Genomic DNA, 21,153 nt, shown 5'->3' with positions numbered 1-21,153 from the left:
TACCATCTTAAGCGGATTTATTCAGCAAAAGTTCAACGATTAAGATGCTGATTCAGTCTTACTTAAACGACTTTTTTCAACACTCTTATTAATAAACGACTGCTGTAAAATAGTAATACTGTTGTTCACAATCCAATACAACACGAGACCTGCAGGGAAGAACAGCATAAATACCGTAAACATGATTGGCATAATACGGAACACTTTTGCCTGCATTGGGTCAGCTGGTTGCGGGTTCAGCATTTGCTGTGCAAACATGGTTACGCCCATGATTAACGGTAAGATGAACCAAGGGTCCATTGCTGACAAGTCTTGAATCCAGCCTAACCATGGTGCGTGACGTAATTCCACACTTTCCATGAGTACCCAGTACAAGGCAAGGAAAATTGGCATTTGTAGCAACAATGGTAAACAACCTGAAAGAGGATTCACTTGTTCACGTTTGTATAAAGCCATCATTTCTTGCGAAAAGCGCATGCGGTCTTCACCGAACTCTTCTTTCATGCGTTGCATTTCTGGTGCAATCACACGCATTTTCGCCATAGAACGATAACTTTTTGAAGATAAAGGCCATAAAATCATCTTCACCATAACGGTAAGTAAGATGATTGACCATCCCCAGTTGCCCACAATGCTATGGAAGAATTGAAGACCTAAGAACAATAACTTGGCAATCGGCCATAACCACCCATAATCAACAGTCTGATTCAAGCCAACCGCTAAATCTTTTAATTCAGATTGTACTTTTGGACCTGAATAAAGTTTTGCGTCCACTTCCATTGAAGTGCCTGCCGGAACATTAATCACTGGTGAGGTAAAACCAATGATATTCATATGATCAGCAGATTGACGAGATTCAAGTTTAGCTACATAAGGCTGACCATTTGCTTGAGTCAGTTTAAGATTTCCAGGAATCCAAGCACTTACAAAATAATGCTGAACAATCCCAACCCATCCACCTTTAGCTTCAGTGCTTACTTTTTCTTCTGAGAAATTAGCAAACTTAAGCTTGTTGTAGTGTGAATCAGGTGTTCCCCAAGCTCCACCTAAGAAAGTTCCTAGAGTGAAAATACCTTGAGAAGATTTACCAGGATCGTCAGAGTTATCACGCTTTAATTGTCCGAACATCTGACCTTGCCAGCTTTGTTGGCTACGGTTAATAACTTGATGTCTTACAACAATTGGATATTGCCCTTGGGTAAAGGTAAAAGTTTTAATAATTTCAACGCCTTCAGGTGTTTTAAATACCATCGGAACGTTTAAAACTTTTTCAGATTGACCCTTTTGATCCTGTACACCTTTAGCATCAGCCAAAGTATATGATGTTTTTTCAACAGCATATAATGGTCGACCACCACGACTACTATCTGGTCCATTCAAACCAATTAAGCCAGATTGAGCAACGTATGTACGCTTGGCATCATTTTCAAGCATAACAAATGGCTGATCGCTGTCTTTGCTTTTGTCGTGTGAGAGTAATTCAATACGAACAATATCACCACCTTTTGGATTGATCCAAATATGGTAAAGGTCAGTTTGTACTGAAATAAGCTGTTGATTCACAGGTGCAGTTGCATCTGTGGTTTGTGACTGCGCAATATTTGCTTGTGGCACATCGGAAGCCACTGTTGCATTTTTAGCATTTGGCAAATCAGCAGATACTTCATGTGAACTTACAGCCGCCGCTTGTTTTTGCGGTGCAGTTGCAGCATTTCCATAATCTTTTTGCCAAGCCAAAATGAGCAAATATGCGGTGACAAACATGGCCCCGAGAATTGCAAACCTGGCCCATTGTTGCATATCTATTACCCCAAATGGTTAGAGAGATTTTGCTTCAGTAAACGATCACGAAAGGGTACAGCAACATGATGCGTTTGAGAATCTATTTGATGAAACGAAATAAAACGAATTGCTTTTGGCGGTACCGGATCATATCCAGATCCTCCCCACGGATGACAACGACAAATCCGTTTAGAAGATAACCAAACGCCTTTTATCGCACCATGAGTTTGCAATGCTTCTATCGCATATTGGGAACAGGTCGGAATATAACGACAACGGGGTCCAAGAAGCGGACTAATCGCAATTTGATACAGTCGAATCAACCAACGTAGAAAACGAACCATTGGCTATCTCTTAATTTTGCGAGGTTGTGCCAACTTTAGAATGTTTTTTTGCCAAACGTTGTAATTTTTGCCAAGCAAAATCTAATTGTTGATATAGCTCAGCATTCGTAATCGTTTCTATACCAACTTTCGGCATGACCACAATATCTATGTCTGATCCAAAATTCGGCTGATGTAGACGAAAGCTCTCACGAGCAAGACGTTTTATTCGATTTCTTTCATGCGCACGGCGCACTTTTTTCTTAGCAACAACAATACCCAAACGGCTATTAGGCTGTTCGGTTAATTTTGCAAGAAATAAAAAATGGGGTTGATGCACTTTAAAAAGCGCACCATCGAATACACTTTTATAATCTGCAGCACAGCGTATTCGCACATCTGTGCTAAAATTGTAAAGTGTCATCACACCCAAGTCTGGTCAGCGTAACAGTATTAAACAGTTAAGCTATGACGACCTTTTGCACGGCGACGAGCTAATACTTGACGACCAGCTTTAGTTGCCATACGAGCACGGAAACCATGAACGCGTTTACGCTTTAATTCAGATGGCTGGAAAGTACGTTTCATATCGAAACTCCCAAAAATGATCTTTTATAAGGTCCGCGATTTTATTGTGCAATGTTTACGCTGTCAATGAAAAACCAAGAAAGTTTTGTATTTAACCCAAATTTTAATCTCTCTACTTCTTTTTTACGATTCTCATAATTCAGTGCAATATATAGTTTTCAAAGTTATACACAAAGTAATTGTCTATTTTTATTAAAGCTTTTATTATATACATACCTTATATACATACTTATCAACAAAATAAGATATCATCTTGGCTTTGATTTTCTACTTTTGAATTTAAATTCACATTTTGCAGTTATCCACAAAAGATCTAACCCCTATTAAATAAATTCAAATTTTAAAATTTATATTTATTCTTATTAGGAGGCACTTTTTCTGTGGATTTCGCACTTTTAAATTTAAAAAACATATGTTTGGGTTGTTGATAACCCTGTTTCTATTATATTTATGGATTGTGGATAAGTTTATGTGATAATTTATCCACAGGTTGTGCAAAAAGTTATACACAAGTGGTTTTGAATTTAAATTTATTCACAAGAGATTTCTTTTTAAGCAAAATCAGTCGAATTCGTCATGACAGATGTGGATAACTTGGTTAGAATGGCGACCCCTTCTCATCAGGAAGGGTTGATCTTTGGATTATTTGAATTTAAAAACGCAGAAATAGGGGATACACATGCTTTGGACAGACTGCTTAACTCGCTTGCGACAAGAGCTCTCTGATAACGTCTTTGCGATGTGGATTCGCCCATTAGTTGCTGAAGAAGTAGAAGGAATACTCCGTCTTTATGCTCCTAACCCTTATTGGACGCGTTACATTCAAGAGAATCATTTAGAATTAATTTCTATATTGGCTGAGCAGTTATCAGAAGGGCGTGTCCGTCAGGTTGAGATTTTAGTTGATTCTCGTCCTGGGAGTATTTTGTCATCTGCTGAACAACCAGCAACCACTACGGCTGCTTTGCAAAGTGCGCCACCACAAAGTTTTAAAGTAAAAAAAGAACCCGAATCTATTTCTAGTCCTCATGCTAATAGCGTGGTCAATCCAAAAACATCGAAAAAGAAACTGCTCAATCCTCAGTTTACTTTTTCTTTATTTGTTGAAGGCCGTTCGAATCAGATGGCTGCTGAAACATGTAGAAAAGTATTAACTCAGTTAGGTGCATCACAGCATAACCCTTTGTTTTTATATGGACCTACAGGGCTAGGTAAGACGCACTTAATGCAGGCAGTTGGTAATGCTTTATTACAAGCCAAACCTAATGCCCGTGTGATGTATATGACTTCTGAAAGTTTTGTTCAGGATTTTGTGAGTTCTTTACAAAAAGGCAAAGTAGAAGAATTTAAGAAAAACTGCCGTTCTTTAGATTTGTTATTAGTCGATGATATTCATCTCTTAGCTGGTAAAGAGGCGAGTCTAGTTGAGTTCTTTTATACATTTAATGCCTTACTTGATGAATCTAAACAAATTATTTTAACTTCAGACCGTTATCCAAAAGAATTAACAGAGTTAGATCCGCGTTTAGTTTCTCGTTTTTCTTGGGGACTTTCAGTAGGGGTTGAACCACCAGATATTGAAACTCGTATCGAAATTTTATTAAAGAAAGCGGAAAATAGCGGCGTTGATTTACCTCGAAATTGTGCATTATTTATTGCACAACAAGTTGTTGCGAACGTGCGTGAACTTGAAGGGGCACTTAATAAAGTCGTTGCAATTTCCCGTTTTAAAGGTGCACCAATCGATCTGGATGTCGTTCGTGAGTCTTTAAAAGATGTGTTGGCGATCCGTGCACGAACAATTAGCGTAGAAAATATCCAGCGTGTGGTTAGTGAATATTTCCGTATCCCATTAAAAGAATTAGTAGGACCGAAACGTACGCGAATTTATGCCCGACCACGTCAGTTGGCAATGGGACTTGCTCGTGAGTTGACTGGTGATAGTTTTCCAGAAATTGGAATGGCTTTTGGTGGGCGCGATCACAGTACTGTGATGCATGCTTGTGAAAAAGTAGCCAGTCTGCGTGGAGAAGATCCAATTTTTGACGAAGATTATAAAAATCTACTGCGTCTACTTCAGAGTTAATGAAATAATAAGAGCTTGTTGCAAAGTCTACGCAAGTGCAGCATAGTACACAGCTAAAAAATGAAATATTTGCTCCAAGTTGCTAGAGGAATGAATCGTGCGTTTGAAAATCGCTAAAGAAAGTTTACTCAATGTTTTATCGCATGTTGTCGGTGCAGTAGAACGTCGTCATACATTGAATATTCTTTCAAACGTCAAAATTCAGACTAATGCTCAGGCGCTCACCATTACTGGTTCTGATCTAGAAGTCGAACTGGTTGCGAGCACTGTTTTAACAGAAGGGGCATGCCTTGAAGCAGGGGAAACCACAGTCCCTGCCCGTAAGTTAATGGAAATTTGTAAATCATTGCCTACAGCTGCATTAATTGATTTACAAATTACTGAAGATCAAAGATGTATCTTAAAGTCTGGTAATAGCCGTTTCGTATTAGGAACTTTACCAGCAGAAGATTATCCATTATTGACGACTGAAAATAGTCAAGGCACTCAAGTACATGTAACCCAACGTGAGTTAAAGCGTTTATTTGAAAAAACTGCTTTTGCGATGGCTGTACAAGATGTACGTTTCTATTTAACGGGTACTTTATTGGAAATTGATGAAAATCAATTGCGTGCAGTAACAACAGATGGTCACCGTTTAGCACTTTGTGAAATTACGGCTTCTTCTACATCATCTCAATTGGTTCAGGCCATTGTACCGCGTAAAGCTGTGGGTGAATTACAGCGCTTACTGAGTATTGAAGATGAACAATTAACTTTGCTGATTGGTCGTGAGTTGTTAAATGTAACCATCAATACGCCAAGTCGTGATAAGGAACAGGGTGATATTACTGTTCGTTTTACTACAAAATTGATTGATGGAAAATTCCCTGATTATCGTCGTGTAATTCCACGTGGTGGCGATAAGCATGTATTAATTAACCATGATGTATTTAAGCAATCATTACAGCGTGTCGCAATTTTGAGTAATGAAAAGTTGCGTGGTGTTTTCTTGAACTTTAATCAGGATTCTTTACAGCTTCGTGCGAATAACCCTGAGCAAGATGAGGCTATTGAAGATTTAGCTATTCAATATCAAAATATACCGCTCGAAATGTCATTTAATGCGCAATATTTACTTGAAGTATTGAGTGTACTTGATGGCGATGATGTAAATATGAGTATGAGTGAGGCAAATCAGTCTGTTTTAGTTCAAGATCCGGCCCATGCTGATCAAACTTATGTAGTTATGCCGATGCGTGTATAGTCTGGTTATCTTATATGCATCTTACGCGCTTAAATATTGAACGTGTGCGTAATTTAAAAACGGTTGCACTCCAAGGATTGCAACCGTTTAATATATTTTATGGCGCCAATGGTTCAGGAAAAACCTCAATTCTGGAAGCAATTCATTTGCTTGCAACAGGGCGTTCATTCCGCACTCATATTCCTAAAAATTATATTCAGTATGCTGCCGAAGATGCGATAGTCTTTGCGCAATCTACAACTGAAAAAATTGGCATGCAAAAGTTGGCATCTGGTGAGCAATTGATGAAGGTCAATGGCGATACCGTGGCTACCCAAGGCCAACTTGCTAAATTACTTCCTTTGCAGCATCTTGATCCACAAAGTACAGATATTATTGACCATGGGGCAAAACCTCGGCGCCAACTTTTGGATTGGCTGATGTTCCACGTGGAACCTGAGTTTTATTTTGCATGGCAATACTATTCGCGTGCATTAAAACAGCGAAATACGTTACTTAAAACCCGACGGAATTTGTCTTTGGCTGATTTAGAGCCTTGGAATAAAATGCTGAGTGACTATGGTGAAATTTTACACTCTCAACGCTTGGGTATTGTGGAACAATGGAATGTCTTTTTTCAAAATGATTTAAGTCAATTACTGCCTGATCTTGAAATTGAACTGGAATACAGTCCAGGTTTTCATACAGAGCAGGGACTCATGCAAGATCTGCTTAATCAACACCAAAAAGACATCGAACGACGTTATACCGAATATGGTCCACATCGAGCAGATTTACGCTTAAAAACCCCTTATGGACATGCTGACGTGGTTTTATCAAGAGGTCAGAAAAAACTCCTGATTATTGCCTTAAAACTGTCACAAATTGCAATGTTGCATGCGAGTAATAAGGAAACTGTGGTATTATTAGATGATCTGACAGCAGAATTAGACTTAACCGCACAACAACGTTTAATTGAACGATTAAGCCAACTTGGTAGCCAGGTTTTTATGACAACTTTAGATCATGCATTGGTAAAAAAACATTTACATGATTTGTCTATTTCATATCAATTATTCAGTGTTGAATCCGGTCAAGTTAGTCTTGCTTCACCATAATTTTTTGATGTTACCCATCTTTGAATAAATCTATATTTGCTAGGGAGAAACCATGAGTTCAGAGTCTCAATCAGCCTCTCAAACAGAACAAACCAATGAAAAGGCTTATGATTCCTCTAGTATTAAAGTATTACGTGGATTAGATGCAGTTCGTAAACGTCCAGGTATGTATATTGGGGATACAGACGACGGTACCGGTTTACACCATATGGTATTCGAGGTAGTCGATAATGCAATCGATGAGGCCTTAGCTGGTCACTGTGATGAAATTATTGTCACTATTCATGAAGATGAATCAGTAAGTGTTTCCGATAATGGCCGTGGTATTCCTACCGATATTCACCCTGAAGAAGGTGTTTCAGCAGCGGAAGTAATTCTTACCATTCTGCACGCAGGCGGTAAGTTTGATGACAACAGTTATAAGGTTTCCGGTGGTTTACACGGCGTAGGTGTTTCTGTAGTAAACGCACTGTCGCGTAAATTACATTTAATGATTTCTCGTGCTGGTCAAGTGCATGAGCAAGAATATCAACATGGTGATCCGCAATACCCATTACGTGTGATTGGTGAAACGGATAAGAGCGGTACAACGGTACGCTTTTGGCCAAGTGAACTAACATTTACTCAAACCATTTTTAACGTAGAAATTCTAGCGCGTCGTTTACGTGAGCTTTCATTCTTAAACGCAGGCGTACGTATTGTTTTGCGTGATGAACGTATTAACCTTGAACATGTATATGATTACGAAGGTGGATTATCTGAGTTTGTAAAATACATTAACGAAGGTAAAACTCATCTAAATGAGATTTTCCATTTTACTGCGGATACAGATAACGGTATTGGCGTAGAAGTAGCCTTGCAGTGGAATGAAAGTTATCAAGAAAATGTTCGTTGCTTTACCAATAACATTCCTCAAAAAGATGGCGGTAGCCATTTAGCTGGTTTCCGTGCAGCTTTGACTCGTGGTTTAAACCAATATCTTGAAAGTGAAAATATTCTCAAGAAAGAAAAAGTTAATGTAACGGGTGACGATGCACGTGAAGGTTTGACGGCTATTATTTCGGTAAAAGTACCTGATCCGAAATTCTCATCTCAAACTAAAGAGAAACTAGTATCAAGTGAAGTAAAGCCGGCGGTTGAGCAAGCGATGAACAAAGAGTTCTCAGCTTACTTACTTGAAAATCCGCAAGCTGCGAAGTCAATTGCGGGTAAGATTATTGATGCTGCACGTGCTCGTGATGCTGCACGTAAAGCGCGTGAAATGACGCGTCGTAAGAGCGCACTTGATATTGCTGGTTTACCAGGTAAATTGGCAGATTGTCAGGAAAAAGATCCTGCACTTTCTGAATTATATCTTGTCGAGGGTGACTCGGCGGGTGGTAGTGCCAAGCAAGGTCGTAACCGTAAAATGCAGGCTATTTTGCCGTTGAAAGGTAAAATTCTGAACGTTGAACGTGCACGCTTTGACAAAATGATTTCTAGTCAGGAAGTGGGTACTTTAATTACCGCACTTGGCTGTGGTATTGGCCGCGAAGAATATAATCCTGATAAGTTACGTTATCATAAAATTATTATCATGACCGATGCCGACGTTGATGGTTCGCATATTCGAACCTTGTTGTTAACGTTCTTCTTCCGTCAAATGCCAGAGTTGGTTGAGCGTGGATATATCTATATTGCACAGCCACCTTTATATAAGTTGAAAAAAGGCAAGCAAGAACAATACATCAAAGATAATGATGCATTGGAAAACTACCTAATTTCGAATGCAATTGATGAATTGTCGTTACATATCAATGCTGAAGCTCCTGCAATTACTGGTGTAGCCCTTGCAAAGGTTATTCAGGATTACCAAGTTTCACAAAAGAGCTTACAGCGCTTAACGTTGCGTTATCCTGCAAGTCTGCTTGATGCTTTACTTGAAGTAGAAGCATTTAAAGCTGATCAAAATCATGATCAGGCTTATGTAGAGCAATGGGCTGAGAAAGTACGTGAAACAATTGTTAAATTACAGCCAAGTTTACGTCCGGAAATTACGCTTGAAGCATTTGAACGTGAAAATGCTCAAGGTGAAAAATCTGCACATTATTGGCCACGTATTACAGTATATGTTCATAACTTGCCACATGCCTATTTGCTTGATGCAGGTTTATTAAATTCAGCTGAATATGCACGTTTATTGAAAAATTCGAAAAGCTGGTTCAGTTTAGTTGAAGATGGAGCCTATTTACAAAAAGGTGACCGTCGTATTCAAGTGGCTAACTTCCATCAAGTTTGGCAGCATATTTTACAAGATTCGCGCCGCGGTATGATGATCCAACGCTATAAAGGTCTTGGCGAGATGAATGCTGAACAGCTTTGGGAAACGACAATGGACCCTGAAAACCGTCATATGTTGCAGGTAACCATTGACGATGCGATTGAAGCAGATCGTATGTTCTCTTGCTTAATGGGTGATGATGTGGAACCACGTCGTGCATTCATTGAAGAGAATGCTTTAAATGCAGATATTGATGCTTAATTCATAACATGATTCTAAATCAGTCTAGGGAGAGAAGATGATGGGTCAGAAAGTATTAGCTAGTTTGTTAATCTCATGTGTGTTTTTAGGAAGCTCTGCGGTTTGGGCAGCTGATTTAGAAACGAATATGAAAACTTTAGCTAAGAGCACTAAAGCATTTGCTGAAACGAAAGATGCTGCTAATGCGAAACAACAACTTGTTGTAATGCGTGAAGCAGCGGTTTCTTCTAAGCAATATTTGCCGCATAAACTCGAAGGTTTGCCCTCAGAAAATGTACAGATAAAAGAGTACCAAGCTGGTTTAGATCAGCTTGTTGCCGAGATTGATAAAGTAACAGCATTGGTTGAGCACGGACAGTTAGATCAAGCAAAAACTGAAGCAATGAATTTAGTCAAAATTCGAAATGAAAATCATAAAAAATTTAGATAATTCTTTTTTATGATGATTAAGAAAAGGCTTTGTTTAATTTGAGACAAAGCCTTTTGTTTTATAAGAAAATAAATTTGCAAACTGCTATTCTCTTGGATACTCATTTATTACAAGAGAATATAATTTTGAAAAAAACACAAAAACTTTTATGTATTGTAATTTTATTTTTTAATTGCTTATTTCAACTACATGCGGCTACAGCACCCACTTTTTACGGAAAATTAGTATTTCATCGTTATAGTGATTATGACGCATGGGACAGTAAGCTTTATCTTTATAATTTCACCACGCAGCAAACCACATTACTGGGCGCAAATTGGAAAATTGACCACATGATGAATGGTCATTTTTCCCCAGATGGTAAATGGCTCACTTTTATGGGGGTTAATTCTGGACAGCATTATGGCGATGCATGGGATGTGTATGCCTGGAAAGTAGGAAGTACGGAATTACCTATTAATCTGACTCAGGGAAATAATAAACGGGATGAAGATCCAAAATTTATAGATAATCAACGTATTATTTTTAAGCAAAATGGTGATTTAAAAATCGTCAAAATGACTGATCGTGCAATTACTTCAGTCACTCAAAATGGTTGGGATATCGAAGAGTCTATGCCTTATCCAATGGTCAATACTACGCAAATCTTATATGCCAAAGGTGCGAGTAGTAATTCTAGAATTTTTAGTATTGATCAGTCAGGTGCATATGATACGCAGTTGACTAATATTGCCTCATATTATCCAGTATGGTGGCAGGGAAGCCGTTTTTTATATGTACGCTGGTATAGCGCAACGAATGAACATGATCAGATTTATGTTTATGATACGAGTACTAAACAAACTACACGTTTGCCATTTAACAGCACTGTTGTAGATACATCAGACCCAGCACCTTTAGACCAGCGTTACATGGTGGTTTCTCTTGCTGGACAAACTGGAAATCGTAGTGGTTATGATTTATATATTGCAGATAGTTTATCAAGCAATGTTTGGCCTTTGCCAATCAATACCAGTTTAAATGAATTAGGGGCTTTTTATACCCCTTATTAATGAATAAAAAAGCCGATTAAGAAATCGGCTTTTTTATTTTGAAAAATAGATTAATCAAAAGAGGCTTCCATCTCTTCCAATTCCATCATGAGTTCTAAAAGCTGTTCTTCATATTGCTCAAGTTTAGCTTTCAGCTCAGTCTGTTCATTCATAAGCTTGAGTAGATCATCTTTACGTGCTGCATCATATAAAGATGTATCTGCTAAAGACTCTTCAATTTTGGCAAGTTGTAGTTGAAGTTTCTCAATTTGAGACTCAATTTTTTCGATATTTTTACGAATAGGTCGAGTTTGTTCACGACGGCGAGCTGCTTCTTTACGCTGTGCTTCTTTATCGACTTTAGCTGGGGCAGGAGCGGTAGAGGAAGAATTATTCTGCCCTACAGTAGTTTGAGCATTGATGAGTTGCTGACGTGCTTCACGTAGCCATTTTGCATAATCCTGTAAATCACCTTCAAACTCGGTACATTTCCCGCCGTGTACCAAAAGAAGCTCGTCACAAACACTTGCAATGAGTTGACGTTCGTGGGAAACCAATACGACAGCACCTTCAAAATCTTGTAATGCCATGCTCAATGCATGACGCATATCAAGATCTAAATGGTTCGTCGGTTCATCCAGAATCAAAACATTTGGACGCTGCCATACAATCAGTGCAAGGGCCAAACGAGCACGCTCTCCACCAGAAAAGGTTTCACATGGTGTATCCATGCGCTCACCACTAAAGCCAAAACTACCTAAAAAAGAACGTAAAGACGCTTCACTAATTTTTTTATCGGCTAAACGGGCAATTTGTAACATTGGAGTAGCATGGCCATCTAAAGCATCCATTTGGTGCTGTGCAAAGTAACCAATATTAAGTAACTCTGATGCCTTGCGTTCACCAGCTAAGAGCGGCAAATCACCCACTAAGCTCTTAATTAGGGTCGATTTACCTGCGCCGTTCATACCAAGTAAACCAATACGAGAGGTTGGTGTAATTTGTAATCTGATTTTTTCGGCGATTTGTTTATCGCCATAACCAATGCTGGCATTGTCTAAAGTCAGTAACGGCGAACTCATTTTGGTCGGTTCACGGAAACTAAAAGTGAAAGGTGTATCAATATGGGCTGGAGCGAGCTCTTGCATGCGCTCAAGTTGTTTAATTCGACTTTGTGCTTGACGAGCTTTCGTCGCTTTTGCTTTAAAACGATCAATAAATTTTTGTAGGTGAGCACGTGTTTCTTCTTGCTTCTCAAAAGCTTGTTGCTGCTGAGCAAGACGTTCACTACGCGTAGTTTCAAATGTAGAGTAGTTTCCGGTGTAAAGGGTGAGTTCCTGATTTTCAATGTGAAGAATATGATCTGTAATCGCATCTAAAAAGTCGCGGTCATGCGAAATTAAAATGAGTGTACCTTCATAAGCTTTAAGCCAATCTTCTAACCACAAGATTGCATCTAAGTCTAAGTGGTTTGTTGGTTCATCTAGTAATAATAAATCTGAACGACTCATTAGGGTACGCGCCAAATTTAAACGCATACGCCATCCACCAGAGAAACTCGCAACGTTTAAACGTAATTGATTTTCTAGAAAACCAAGACCAGCCATGAGTTGAGCCGCTTTAGATGGTGCTGAATAACCATGAATTTCATCAAAGCGACCATGCAATTGAGCCAGTTCAGAGTCAGTAAGTTGGTCGGGTTGGGTAAGCTTATTTTGAATATCCCAAAACTCTTCATCACCTGAAAGAACGAAATCGATTGCAGGCATGTCTAGTGCTTTTACTTCTTGCGCCATATGCGCCACGATCCAGCCTGAAGGGCGAGTCAGCGAACCTTCATCGGCACCTAAACTTCCAAGTAAAGCTGCAAATAAGGTGGATTTGCCTGCACCATTCACTCCCGTCAGACCAATCTTCCAGCCTGGGTGTAATTGCATAGACGCTTTTTGAAATAGAACACGTCCACCGCGGCGTAAAGAAACTTGGTCAAATTGAATCATCTTATTGTATCGAGGTGAGTTAGGGATGCTGTATTTTAAAGAGAACTGCCGATGAAAACAAAACTTTCCGGATTTTAGTTAGAAGCAGACAATAATTATAGAAATAGAAAAACTCTAGACTCAGCTATTCATCCGAAATTTTCAAAATATTGAATAAGATAGAACACATTTAAAAAAATATGACTAAAATAAAAACAGTTTAAAATTTGGTTGATTAATAAGCTACTAATAAAACCAGACTAAGGAAAGTAAAATGAAAAAGGGATTGGGGATGATGAGTACAGTATTTTGCTGTGCTATGGGGACAGCACATGCGGGACAAAATGTATGTGTATTTGATCTATTAGGAAAATCAGGGGAATCTTATAAAATGATGGAAGAGTGGGCACTTGCAGCTAAAAGCTGGCAAGCTGATATCACTTTAATTCCATTTCAAGATGAAGGTCTGGTTGACCGTAAACTGCGTGAAGGCAAATGTGACGCAGCTTATATGACTTCAATGCGCGCGCGAAATTATAATAAATTTGCGGGTTCTATCGATGCAATTGGTGGTGTGACGAGTAACGCTATTGCCCAAAAAGCAATTAGTTATGTTCTAGATAAACGCAATAAACAGCGCTTAGTAACTATCCAAAATGGAACGAACTATGAGGTTGTTGGTATTGTTCAGATTGGTTTGGCTTATTTATTTGTAAGAGATAAGAGCCTTAATTCGATCGAAAAAGTAAAGGGTAAAAAATTCGCTATTTTACATTATGACCTTGCTCAAAAAATTATGGTAGAAAGTGTAGGGGCTGAGCCCATCCCCTCTGAAATAACCGATTTTGTGAAAAAGTTTAATAGTGGGCAAGTCGATGCAATTGCCGCTCCGGCCTATGCTTATAAACCATTAGAGATTGGCAAAGGTATTGGAACAAATGGAGCTATGTTTAACTTTCCAGTCGTAAATGTCACTGGAGATTTAATTACGCGAAGTGATAAGTTCCCTGCGGATTTTGGCCTAAAGTCCCGCGATTGGTTTATACAAAAATTACCTCAGAACTTTGCCATGATTAAACGGCTAGAAATGAATGTACCCTCAAAAATTAGAATGAGTTTTTCAACAGAAGATAAAACCAAATACCAAAAACTTTTGCGTGAAGGACGTCTCAAATTAACAAAACAGGGCGTATATGATGTGACAATGATGAATGTACTGAAGCGTGCCCGTTGTACAATTGAGCGGACAAATTTCGAATGCACACTGACTGGAGAGTAGATTGTTTTTTCATCACAAAAACGCTACATATATTTCAAAACTAAATATGGATATGAAAATTATGAATATAAAAAATAACTTACGTAAAATCAGCCATTTTTCTGGCTAGTAAATAATTTATAGCAGACAAACAATGGTCCAAGAGAGTAAAAAAAATTGAGTAAAAGCTCTATTTTTTTGTAGAAAACATGATTAATATCTGTCTTTGAAAGGAAACTTCAAACAAAAAATCTATTCCGTGGAAGGATGAAGAAAATGAAAAAAATCGTACTTGCTATGGCTGCCGCTTCTGTTGTTGGTTTTTCTGCTTCAGCGCAAGCAGCGAGTACCGTATGTGTATTCGACCTCTTAGGAAAAGCAGGCGACTCATATAAAATGATGGAAGAATGGGCTCTAGCTGCAAAAGGCTGGGGTACTGAAATTAACTTGGTACCTCGTCAGGACGAGGCTGTTGCTGATAATGATTTTAAAGCTGGTAAATGTGATGCTGTAGCAATGACAGCAATGCGTGCCCGCCAATATAACAAATTCGCAGGATCTATCGACTCACTCGGTGGTGTTCCAAATAACCAAATCGCTCAACGTGCAATTACTTATGTATTAGATGCGCGTAATGCAGCAAAAATGACCACTAATATGGGTGGTAAAAAATACGAAGTTGCTGGTATTTCTCCGCTAGGTTCAGCATTCATTTTCGTACGTGACAAAAACATCAACTCTGTTGAAAAAGCTGCGGGTAAAAAATTCGCTGTATTAGGTTATGACGATGCACAAAAAATTATGGTGCAGCGTGTAGGTGCTCAAGCAGTTCTTTCTGATATTTCAAACTTTGCTGCTAAATTTAATAATGGCCAAGTAGATATGGTTGGTGCGCCCGCTTACGCTTATAAACCATTAGAGTTAAATAAAGGTTTAGGTGCAAACGGTGTAATGTGGAACTTCCCTGTATTGCACGTTACAGCAGATCTAGTATTACGTTCTGATAAATTCCCAGCTGGTTTTGGTCAAAAATCTCGTGACTGGTTCGTTAAACAGTTGCCTAAGAACTTTGCAATGATCAATCGTTTAGAAGCGCAAATTCCTGGCAAATACAAAATGAACTTAAGTGCAGAAGACAAACTTAAGTATCAAAAAATGTTGCGTGATGGCCGCATGGACTTAACTAAACGCGGTGTTTACGATGCAGGTATGATGTCTGTATTGAAAAAAGCACGTTGTTCTGTAGACAAGGCTAACTTTGAATGTTCAATGCCTGGTGAATAATCTTAATTTTTCTCAGAAAGCCTAGACTTAGTTCTAGGCTTTTTGTTTTGTATATGTTGTCAATTCTGCCATTGTGGATAACTAGAAAGACGTTAAGCTAAATTTAGATAAAAACTTCATAAGGAAATATGAAGGTATAAAAATGGATCAAGGACTTCTGTGATTAAAATAATTGCTAATAGATAGACGACTATCTATTTTTGATGGAAATAAAATCATAAAAGCAAAATGGATCCGTAAAAATATCTTCAACATGATTTTTTATATGAAGACTATCCGACTCATACCATATTGGTGTGAAATTTCTTGGTATCGAAAAACAAAAAACTCCACAAGGAAAGGAAAAAGAATATGCGATTTTCCAAAATGCTATTACTTGCGATGGGACTTACAACAGTTTCTTTTGCAGCTCAGGCTAAACAAACAGTATGTGTTTTTGACTTCGTTGGTAAAAATGGTGATGTATATGCGCTGATGAAGGACTATCAACTTGCCGCTAAAACTTGGGGAGCTGATATCGAACTTAAAGTAAACCAAAATGAAGCCGTGATTGCCGAAGATTTTAAAGCAGGCAAATGTGACGGTATTAGTGTATCAGGCATGCGTGGTCGTCAATTTAACTCTTTTACAGGCTCATTAGATGCCATTGGTGCCATTCCTGACCTCAAGCTTGCTGTAAAAGTGATGCAAGGTCTGGCAAGTTCGACTTTTAGTAAATATATGGTTAATGGCCGCTATGAGGTTGTAGGTGTTATACCAGTTGGAGATGCCTATCTGTTAGTAAATGACCGTAGCATCAATACAGTAGCAAAAGCCGCAGGTAAAAAAATTGCTGTTCTTGATTATGATGAAGCGCAAAAGATTATGGTTCAGCAGGTAGGGGCGCAGGCTGTTAGTGCCGATATAACAAATTTCGGTGCTAAATTTAATAACCATCAGGTAGACATTATTGGTGCGCCAGCGGCGGCCTTTAAACCTTTGGAACTACAAAAAGGTTTAGGGACAAAAGGGGCGATCGTGAACTATCCGATCTTACAAGTGACAGGAAATATTATTATCCGTCCTGATAAGTTCCCAGCTGGTTTTGGTCAGAAATCTAGAGAGTGGGTTTCGGGTCAGTTACCACGTGCCTTTACCATTTTAGGTAAAATGAAAGCTGATATTCCACAAAAATACTGGATGGATGTTCCACCAGCAGATAAACCGGGTTACCAAAAGCTGATGCGTGAGTCACGAATTAGCCTTACACAACGTGGTGTATATGATAAACGTATGATGAAATTATTATGGCAATTCCGCTGTAAGCAAGATGCTAAAAACTTTGAATGTGGCTTGCAAGACGAGAATTACAAATAATCTTGATAAAAACACTCAAGATTAGCTTTAAACTTCGAAGACAGACCCTATATTGATTATGCTATACTCAATATAGGGTCTTTTTTATTTTGAAAGACACAGCAAAATCCGAGGAACAATCTCATGAATGCCCAAGCTCTAGTTTTGACAGATAATGCTGCCAATAAGGTACGCCAACTCCGTGATAGTGAAGGGAATGACGATCTCATGTTACGTGTATATGTGACAGGAGGCGGGTGTTCAGGGTTTTCATATGGCTTTAATTTTGCTGAAAGCGCAAATGAAGATGATGCAGAATTTGTAAATGGCGATGTAAAAATGCTTGTTGACTCGCTCAGTTACCAATATTTAATTGGCTCAGTGGTTGACTATGTAGAAGGCCTTGAAGGGTCACGTTTTATCATACAAAACCCGAATGCGACAACAACATGTGGTTGTGGTTCTTCGTTCTCGATTTAAAAAGAATTTTAAAATTTAAAAACCTCTCTGTTTTGAGAGGTTTTTTTATTGATCAGATCATTACTTTTCACGGATAGATTCTAAAAAGTATTGCACAAGTTCAGGTGCATTCTGATATGGAATCCAATGCGAAGCATCCATAAAAACTGCGTTATAACTATTTTTAAAATAACTTGAGTTTAACTTGGCACTTTTTTCTGTAACGGCAATATCATGTTTACCCCAAATAAAAAGAGTAGGAACATCTATTGTTTTAAACGGGCTTTGAGGCTTATCCCAAAAAAAGCCACGATACCAATTCAACGCCGTAGATAATCTATTTTCCTTTATAAACTCAGCCTCAAATATCGCAATTTGCTCTTCGGTCATACCAGATGACTTAAGAAATTTACGACCTAATTTAGGCAACTTTTTAAATAAAAATTCAGGAAGAAGAGGAAGCTGAAAAACTGCAAAATAATAAGATTTAAAGAGTTGGCTGCTGCTTAGGCAGGCTTTTAAAAATGCAGCTTGGTGAGGAACTGAAACTAAAGTGAGATGTTGAATATATTGTGGATACTTCATTGCTACGCCTGAAGCGATTGCCGATCCCCAGTCATGCCCAATTAAATAGACGGGTTGATCTAATTGCTTAATAAAACTTGCAACATCTTCTACAAGTTCACTCAGTGAATATTGAAATCGGCTTTGAGGTCTAGCATTTAAGCTATAACCGCGTTGATGAATTGCAAGTGTTCTAAATTGATGTTGATGCAATAACTTGGAGGTTTGCTCCCAACTATGAGCAGTTTCTGGAAAACCATGCAATAAAACAACGAGTGGACCATCTATATAGGGCCGGAATCAATTACATCGAATGTCCAAGCCCCACGTGTGTATTGATGAATACGTTTGGTCAGATCCATGAAAACATGCCTTAAATTATTTTTGTCGGCATTTATCATGAGTTTTTATACTCATTTAAATAACAGCATTTCGGGTCAGTAAATGTGCTATGAGGTCGAATCTGACCAATCAAATCAATAAATAGCTTTATACTGCCGTGATCGTCCCTAAAATTCTGAAATCCGAAGCACCTGTTACCGCTGGCAAATTACCACTTAATCCGTTTACAAAACGCATTGCTAACCAAGCAAACGCTGTAGCCTCGACCCAAGTCGGGGATAGTCCTAACACATCTGTAGGTTGAACTGACCAATTGTGTTTACGTAAACGCCAACGTAATTGTTCTAATAAATAAGAGTTATAAGCACCACCACCACATACATATACTTCACCTGTTTCCATCTCAGAACGGTAAATCGCTTTTTGAATGGCACGCACAGTAAGCTTTAATAAGGTGGCTTGAATGTTTTCAGGTGTGTCTTCCAACTCATCATAAGTTAAATCGTTTCGCCAATCGATTAACTGATCATCTAACCAGTCAATATTGAAATCTTCACGTCCTGTACTTTTCGGTGGTTCTTTAGAAAAATATTCATGTGCATGAAGACGGTCGAGTAAAGAGCGGATAGGGTGTCCATAAGCTGCCCAATCGCCATTTTCGTCATATGGATGACCCGTGTGGCGATGACACCACGCATCCATCAAAATATTTGCGGGGCCTGTATCAAAACCAAATACACCATCTGCATTGTTGGCAGGTAGCATACTCACATTGGCAATACCACCCAAATTTAAAATCACACGATGAATACTTGGGTGCTGAAATAATGCTTGATGAAAAGCTGGAACTAATGGTGCACCCTGACCGCCAGCTGCCATATCTCTGCGACGAAAATCAGAAACGACAGGAATTTGAGTGATTTCTGCAATGATATTCGGATCACCAATTTGTAAAGTAAAACCATGCTCTGGGCGATGACGAATTGTCTGCCCATGTGAACCAATCGCTTTAATTTGACTACGATCTAATTGATGTTTTTCAATGAGAGTATTAATACCATGACCAATCATTTTCGCTAGAGCAACATCAGTTTTACCCATGCGGTCAATTTCATTGTCATCGGGTAAAGTTAATGCCATAAGCTCATCACGTAACTCGGGTTCAAATGGAACTGTAAGAGTGGCATGAAGCTGTAGTGGTTCAAATGAAGCCGCAACAATATCTACACCATCCATACTAGTGCCAGTCATTACGCCGATATAGATTGCGCTCATATGCAACTTCCCCTGCAAGACGCTGAAAAAATGTTAGTATATCGCACAAATTGAATAACTGATGTGTTTAGGTTTTGTGATGTCAAATTTCTTGCCCGCCGAAGAACAGCTTGCCCTCATCCAACGAGGCACGCACGAAATTATTTCAGAAGAAGATTTACTGAAAAAGCTCAAAGAGAACCGTCCTCTTAAAATTAAAGCTGGTTTTGACCCTACAGCACCAGATTTACATTTAGGACATACGGTTCTTATTAATAAATTAAAAACGTTCCAAGATTTAGGTCATGAAGTAACCTTCTTGATTGGTGACTATACTGCCATGATTGGCGACCCGACAGGCAAAAGCGCAACACGCCCGCCGTTGTCACGCGAACAAGTAGAAGCCAATGCTAAAACTTATCAAGAACAAGTTTTCAAAATATTAGACCCAAATAAAACAAAAGTACGTTTTAACTCAGAATGGTTTAATCAGAAGTCTGCTGCTGACCTTATTCAGTTGGCAAGCCAACAAACCGTATCTCGTATGTTAGAGCGTGATGACTTTACAAAGCGTTATAGCAACCATCAGCCAATTGCGATCCACGAGTTTTTATATCCTTTAGTTCAAGGCTATGACTCTATTGCACTTGAAGCTGACGTAGAGTTAGGTGGTACAGACCAGACTTTTAACTTACTTATGGGCCGTACTTTACAAAGTCGTTATGGCCAAGAATCACAAGTGTGTATCACTGTACCGATTCTAGAAGGTTTAGATGGCGTAAATAAAATGTCTAAATCTTTAGGTAACTATATTGGTGTATTTGATACACCAGGGGCAATGTACCAAAAAGTTTTATCAATGCCTGATTCTTTAATTGAACGCTATTTCGATTTACTCAGCTTTAAATCTCTAGATGAGATCAAAACTTTATTAGATGAAATTGCTGCTGGTCGTAATCCGCAAGAAGTAAAACGTATTCTTGCACTTGAACTAGTTGAACGTTTCCATGATGCAGAAGCTGCAGCTAATGCACATAAAAGTGCTGGCAACCTTATTACAGAAGGTGAAGTACCCGAAGACACCCCAGAAGTGACTATTTCACGTGGTGAGTTTGGTGGAGAAATCTTTATTGCCACGATTCTACGTTTAGCAGGCCTGAATCCAAATGCAGCAGCTGCAAAAGATGCGGTAGCTCGTGGTGCAGTAAAAGTTGACTGGAAAGCTGTTGATGCAAGTTTCTCTGTAAAAGAAAACGGTACTTTCATTATCCAGTCAGGTAAAAAAGCAATTGCACGTGTAACGTTTACTGACTAAGAATGTTGTGTCGTGATAAAAAGCAGGAGTAATCCTGCTTTTTTTATTTAAGGATTACAAAAACAATTCAACGTTCCACGTGGAACAATCTAATCATCGTAATAATGAAAAAGTAATCAAAGCAAATAAGAAGAAAGAAATATAGGTTGAGCGTAGAGTATTTGCTCTAATATATCTTTGGAATCTTTGGAATCTTTGGAATCTTTGGAATCTTTGGAATCTTTGGAATCTTTGGAATCTTTGGAATCTTTGGAATCTT

17 protein-coding genes and 1 pseudogene are annotated in these 21,153 nt (G+C 38.6%); 11 read left to right on the top strand and 7 right to left on the bottom strand.

Annotated elements, in window-relative coordinates:
• Positions 1-39 precede the first annotated feature (39 nt).
• Genes yidC through rpmH form a run of 4 tightly spaced genes read right to left on the bottom strand, consistent with a single transcriptional unit; the run spans position 40 to position 2,693 of the window.
• Entirely contained in the window at positions 40-1,800 is a 1,761-nt protein-coding gene (yidC, locus tag KTH84_RS18120; protein ID WP_133976099.1) for a membrane protein insertase YidC, read from the bottom strand.
• Positions 1,801-1,805: 5 nt separating this feature from the next.
• A complete protein-coding gene (gene yidD / locus KTH84_RS18115; protein WP_003656027.1) occupies positions 1,806-2,126 on the bottom strand; it encodes a membrane protein insertion efficiency factor YidD in 321 nt (106 codons plus the stop codon).
• Between the two features lie 10 nt (positions 2,127-2,136).
• Positions 2,137-2,529, bottom strand: coding sequence for a ribonuclease P protein component (gene rnpA, locus KTH84_RS18110; RefSeq protein ID WP_004640245.1), 393 nt, complete (start codon positions 2,527-2,529; stop codon positions 2,137-2,139).
• Positions 2,530-2,558: 29 nt separating this feature from the next.
• The gene (rpmH, locus tag KTH84_RS18105) at positions 2,559-2,693 is read right to left on the bottom strand and encodes a 50S ribosomal protein L34 (protein WP_000831329.1); all 135 of its coding nucleotides are present in this window, start codon (positions 2,691-2,693) and stop codon (positions 2,559-2,561) included.
• A gap of 679 nt (positions 2,694-3,372) precedes the next feature.
• Here rpmH and dnaA point away from each other — a divergent pair.
• From dnaA to KTH84_RS18075, 6 genes are all read left to right on the top strand, one after another.
• Entirely contained in the window at positions 3,373-4,779 is a 1,407-nt protein-coding gene (gene dnaA / locus KTH84_RS18100; protein WP_042898299.1) for a chromosomal replication initiator protein DnaA, read from the top strand.
• Between the two features lie 97 nt (positions 4,780-4,876).
• Positions 4,877-6,025, top strand: a complete 1,149-nt coding sequence (gene dnaN, locus KTH84_RS18095; protein WP_042898300.1) for a DNA polymerase III subunit beta — start codon at positions 4,877-4,879, stop codon at positions 6,023-6,025.
• Between the two features lie 14 nt (positions 6,026-6,039).
• Positions 6,040-7,122: a DNA replication/repair protein RecF gene (gene recF / locus KTH84_RS18090; RefSeq protein ID WP_042898301.1), complete on the top strand. Its 1,083-nt coding sequence runs from the start codon at positions 6,040-6,042 to the stop codon at positions 7,120-7,122.
• A gap of 52 nt (positions 7,123-7,174) precedes the next feature.
• Positions 7,175-9,643, top strand: coding sequence for a DNA topoisomerase (ATP-hydrolyzing) subunit B (gyrB, locus tag KTH84_RS18085; RefSeq protein WP_133971028.1), 2,469 nt, complete (start codon positions 7,175-7,177; stop codon positions 9,641-9,643).
• Positions 9,644-9,680: 37 nt separating this feature from the next.
• A complete protein-coding gene (gene cybC, locus KTH84_RS18080; RefSeq protein ID WP_262474584.1) occupies positions 9,681-10,073 on the top strand; it encodes a cytochrome b562 in 393 nt (130 codons plus the stop codon).
• Positions 10,074-10,198: 125 nt separating this feature from the next.
• On the top strand, positions 10,199-11,125 hold the full coding sequence (locus KTH84_RS18075; RefSeq protein WP_133971032.1) for a hypothetical protein: 927 nt from the start codon (positions 10,199-10,201) through the stop codon (positions 11,123-11,125).
• A gap of 50 nt (positions 11,126-11,175) precedes the next feature.
• Here KTH84_RS18075 and KTH84_RS18070 read toward each other — a convergent pair whose 3' ends face one another.
• Positions 11,176-13,104, bottom strand: a complete 1,929-nt coding sequence (locus KTH84_RS18070; protein ID WP_262474581.1) for an ATP-binding cassette domain-containing protein — start codon at positions 13,102-13,104, stop codon at positions 11,176-11,178.
• Between the two features lie 253 nt (positions 13,105-13,357).
• Here KTH84_RS18070 and KTH84_RS18065 point away from each other — a divergent pair, with 253 nt between their 5' ends.
• From KTH84_RS18065 to erpA, 4 genes are all read left to right on the top strand, one after another.
• On the top strand, positions 13,358-14,362 hold the full coding sequence (locus tag KTH84_RS18065; RefSeq protein ID WP_262474579.1) for a putative solute-binding protein: 1,005 nt from the start codon (positions 13,358-13,360) through the stop codon (positions 14,360-14,362).
• A 255-nt stretch (positions 14,363-14,617) separates the two neighbouring features.
• On the top strand, positions 14,618-15,625 hold the full coding sequence (locus KTH84_RS18060) for a putative solute-binding protein (protein WP_003656045.1): 1,008 nt from the start codon (positions 14,618-14,620) through the stop codon (positions 15,623-15,625).
• Between the two features lie 351 nt (positions 15,626-15,976).
• The gene (locus KTH84_RS18055) at positions 15,977-16,981 is read left to right on the top strand and encodes a putative solute-binding protein (protein WP_262474577.1); all 1,005 of its coding nucleotides are present in this window, start codon (positions 15,977-15,979) and stop codon (positions 16,979-16,981) included.
• Between the two features lie 123 nt (positions 16,982-17,104).
• Complete coding sequence (gene erpA, locus KTH84_RS18050) at positions 17,105-17,440, top strand: iron-sulfur cluster insertion protein ErpA (RefSeq protein ID WP_133971040.1); 336 nt, start codon at positions 17,105-17,107, stop codon at positions 17,438-17,440.
• Between the two features lie 60 nt (positions 17,441-17,500).
• On the opposite strand, the pseudogene KTH84_RS18045 reads toward erpA, so the two are convergent.
• Positions 17,501-18,345 (bottom strand): annotated as a pseudogene (locus KTH84_RS18045) (alpha/beta fold hydrolase).
• A gap of 127 nt (positions 18,346-18,472) precedes the next feature.
• The gene (locus tag KTH84_RS18040) at positions 18,473-19,600 is read right to left on the bottom strand and encodes an anhydro-N-acetylmuramic acid kinase (RefSeq protein WP_262474574.1); all 1,128 of its coding nucleotides are present in this window, start codon (positions 19,598-19,600) and stop codon (positions 18,473-18,475) included.
• A 61-nt stretch (positions 19,601-19,661) separates the two neighbouring features.
• On the opposite strand from KTH84_RS18040, the gene tyrS reads away from it, so the two are divergent.
• Positions 19,662-20,894, top strand: a complete 1,233-nt coding sequence (tyrS, locus tag KTH84_RS18035; RefSeq protein WP_133971046.1) for a tyrosine--tRNA ligase — start codon at positions 19,662-19,664, stop codon at positions 20,892-20,894.
• Positions 20,895-21,153 lie beyond the last annotated feature (259 nt).

The sequence above is a fragment of the Acinetobacter sp. WU_MDCI_Abxb74 genome (genome assembly GCF_025513915.1).
Lineage (GTDB): Bacteria > Pseudomonadota > Gammaproteobacteria > Pseudomonadales > Moraxellaceae > Acinetobacter > Acinetobacter calcoaceticus_C.
Note: the sequence above shows the minus strand (reverse complement) of the source record. Positions and strands in the feature narration are given on the sequence as shown.

Coding starts and splice junctions, on each gene's coding strand:
- KTH84_RS18060 (WP_003656045.1), top strand. CDS start 14,618: ATGAAAAAAATCGTACTTGCTATGGCTGCCGCTTCTGTTGTTGGTTTT.
- rnpA (WP_004640245.1), bottom strand. CDS start 2,529: ATGACACTTTACAATTTTAGCACAGATGTGCGAATACGCTGTGCTGCA.
- KTH84_RS18070 (WP_262474581.1), bottom strand. CDS start 13,104: ATGATTCAATTTGACCAAGTTTCTTTACGCCGCGGTGGACGTGTTCTA.
- KTH84_RS18040 (WP_262474574.1), bottom strand. CDS start 19,600: ATGAGCGCAATCTATATCGGCGTAATGACTGGCACTAGTATGGATGGT.
- recF (WP_042898301.1), top strand. CDS start 6,040: ATGCATCTTACGCGCTTAAATATTGAACGTGTGCGTAATTTAAAAACG.
- cybC (WP_262474584.1), top strand. CDS start 9,681: ATGATGGGTCAGAAAGTATTAGCTAGTTTGTTAATCTCATGTGTGTTT.
- erpA (WP_133971040.1), top strand. CDS start 17,105: ATGAATGCCCAAGCTCTAGTTTTGACAGATAATGCTGCCAATAAGGTA.
- gyrB (WP_133971028.1), top strand. CDS start 7,175: ATGAGTTCAGAGTCTCAATCAGCCTCTCAAACAGAACAAACCAATGAA.
- yidC (WP_133976099.1), bottom strand. CDS start 1,800: ATGCAACAATGGGCCAGGTTTGCAATTCTCGGGGCCATGTTTGTCACC.
- KTH84_RS18065 (WP_262474579.1), top strand. CDS start 13,358: ATGAAAAAGGGATTGGGGATGATGAGTACAGTATTTTGCTGTGCTATG.
- dnaA (WP_042898299.1), top strand. CDS start 3,373: ATGCTTTGGACAGACTGCTTAACTCGCTTGCGACAAGAGCTCTCTGAT.
- tyrS (WP_133971046.1), top strand. CDS start 19,662: ATGTGTTTAGGTTTTGTGATGTCAAATTTCTTGCCCGCCGAAGAACAG.
- yidD (WP_003656027.1), bottom strand. CDS start 2,126: ATGGTTCGTTTTCTACGTTGGTTGATTCGACTGTATCAAATTGCGATT.
- rpmH (WP_000831329.1), bottom strand. CDS start 2,693: ATGAAACGTACTTTCCAGCCATCTGAATTAAAGCGTAAACGCGTTCAT.
- KTH84_RS18055 (WP_262474577.1), top strand. CDS start 15,977: ATGCGATTTTCCAAAATGCTATTACTTGCGATGGGACTTACAACAGTT.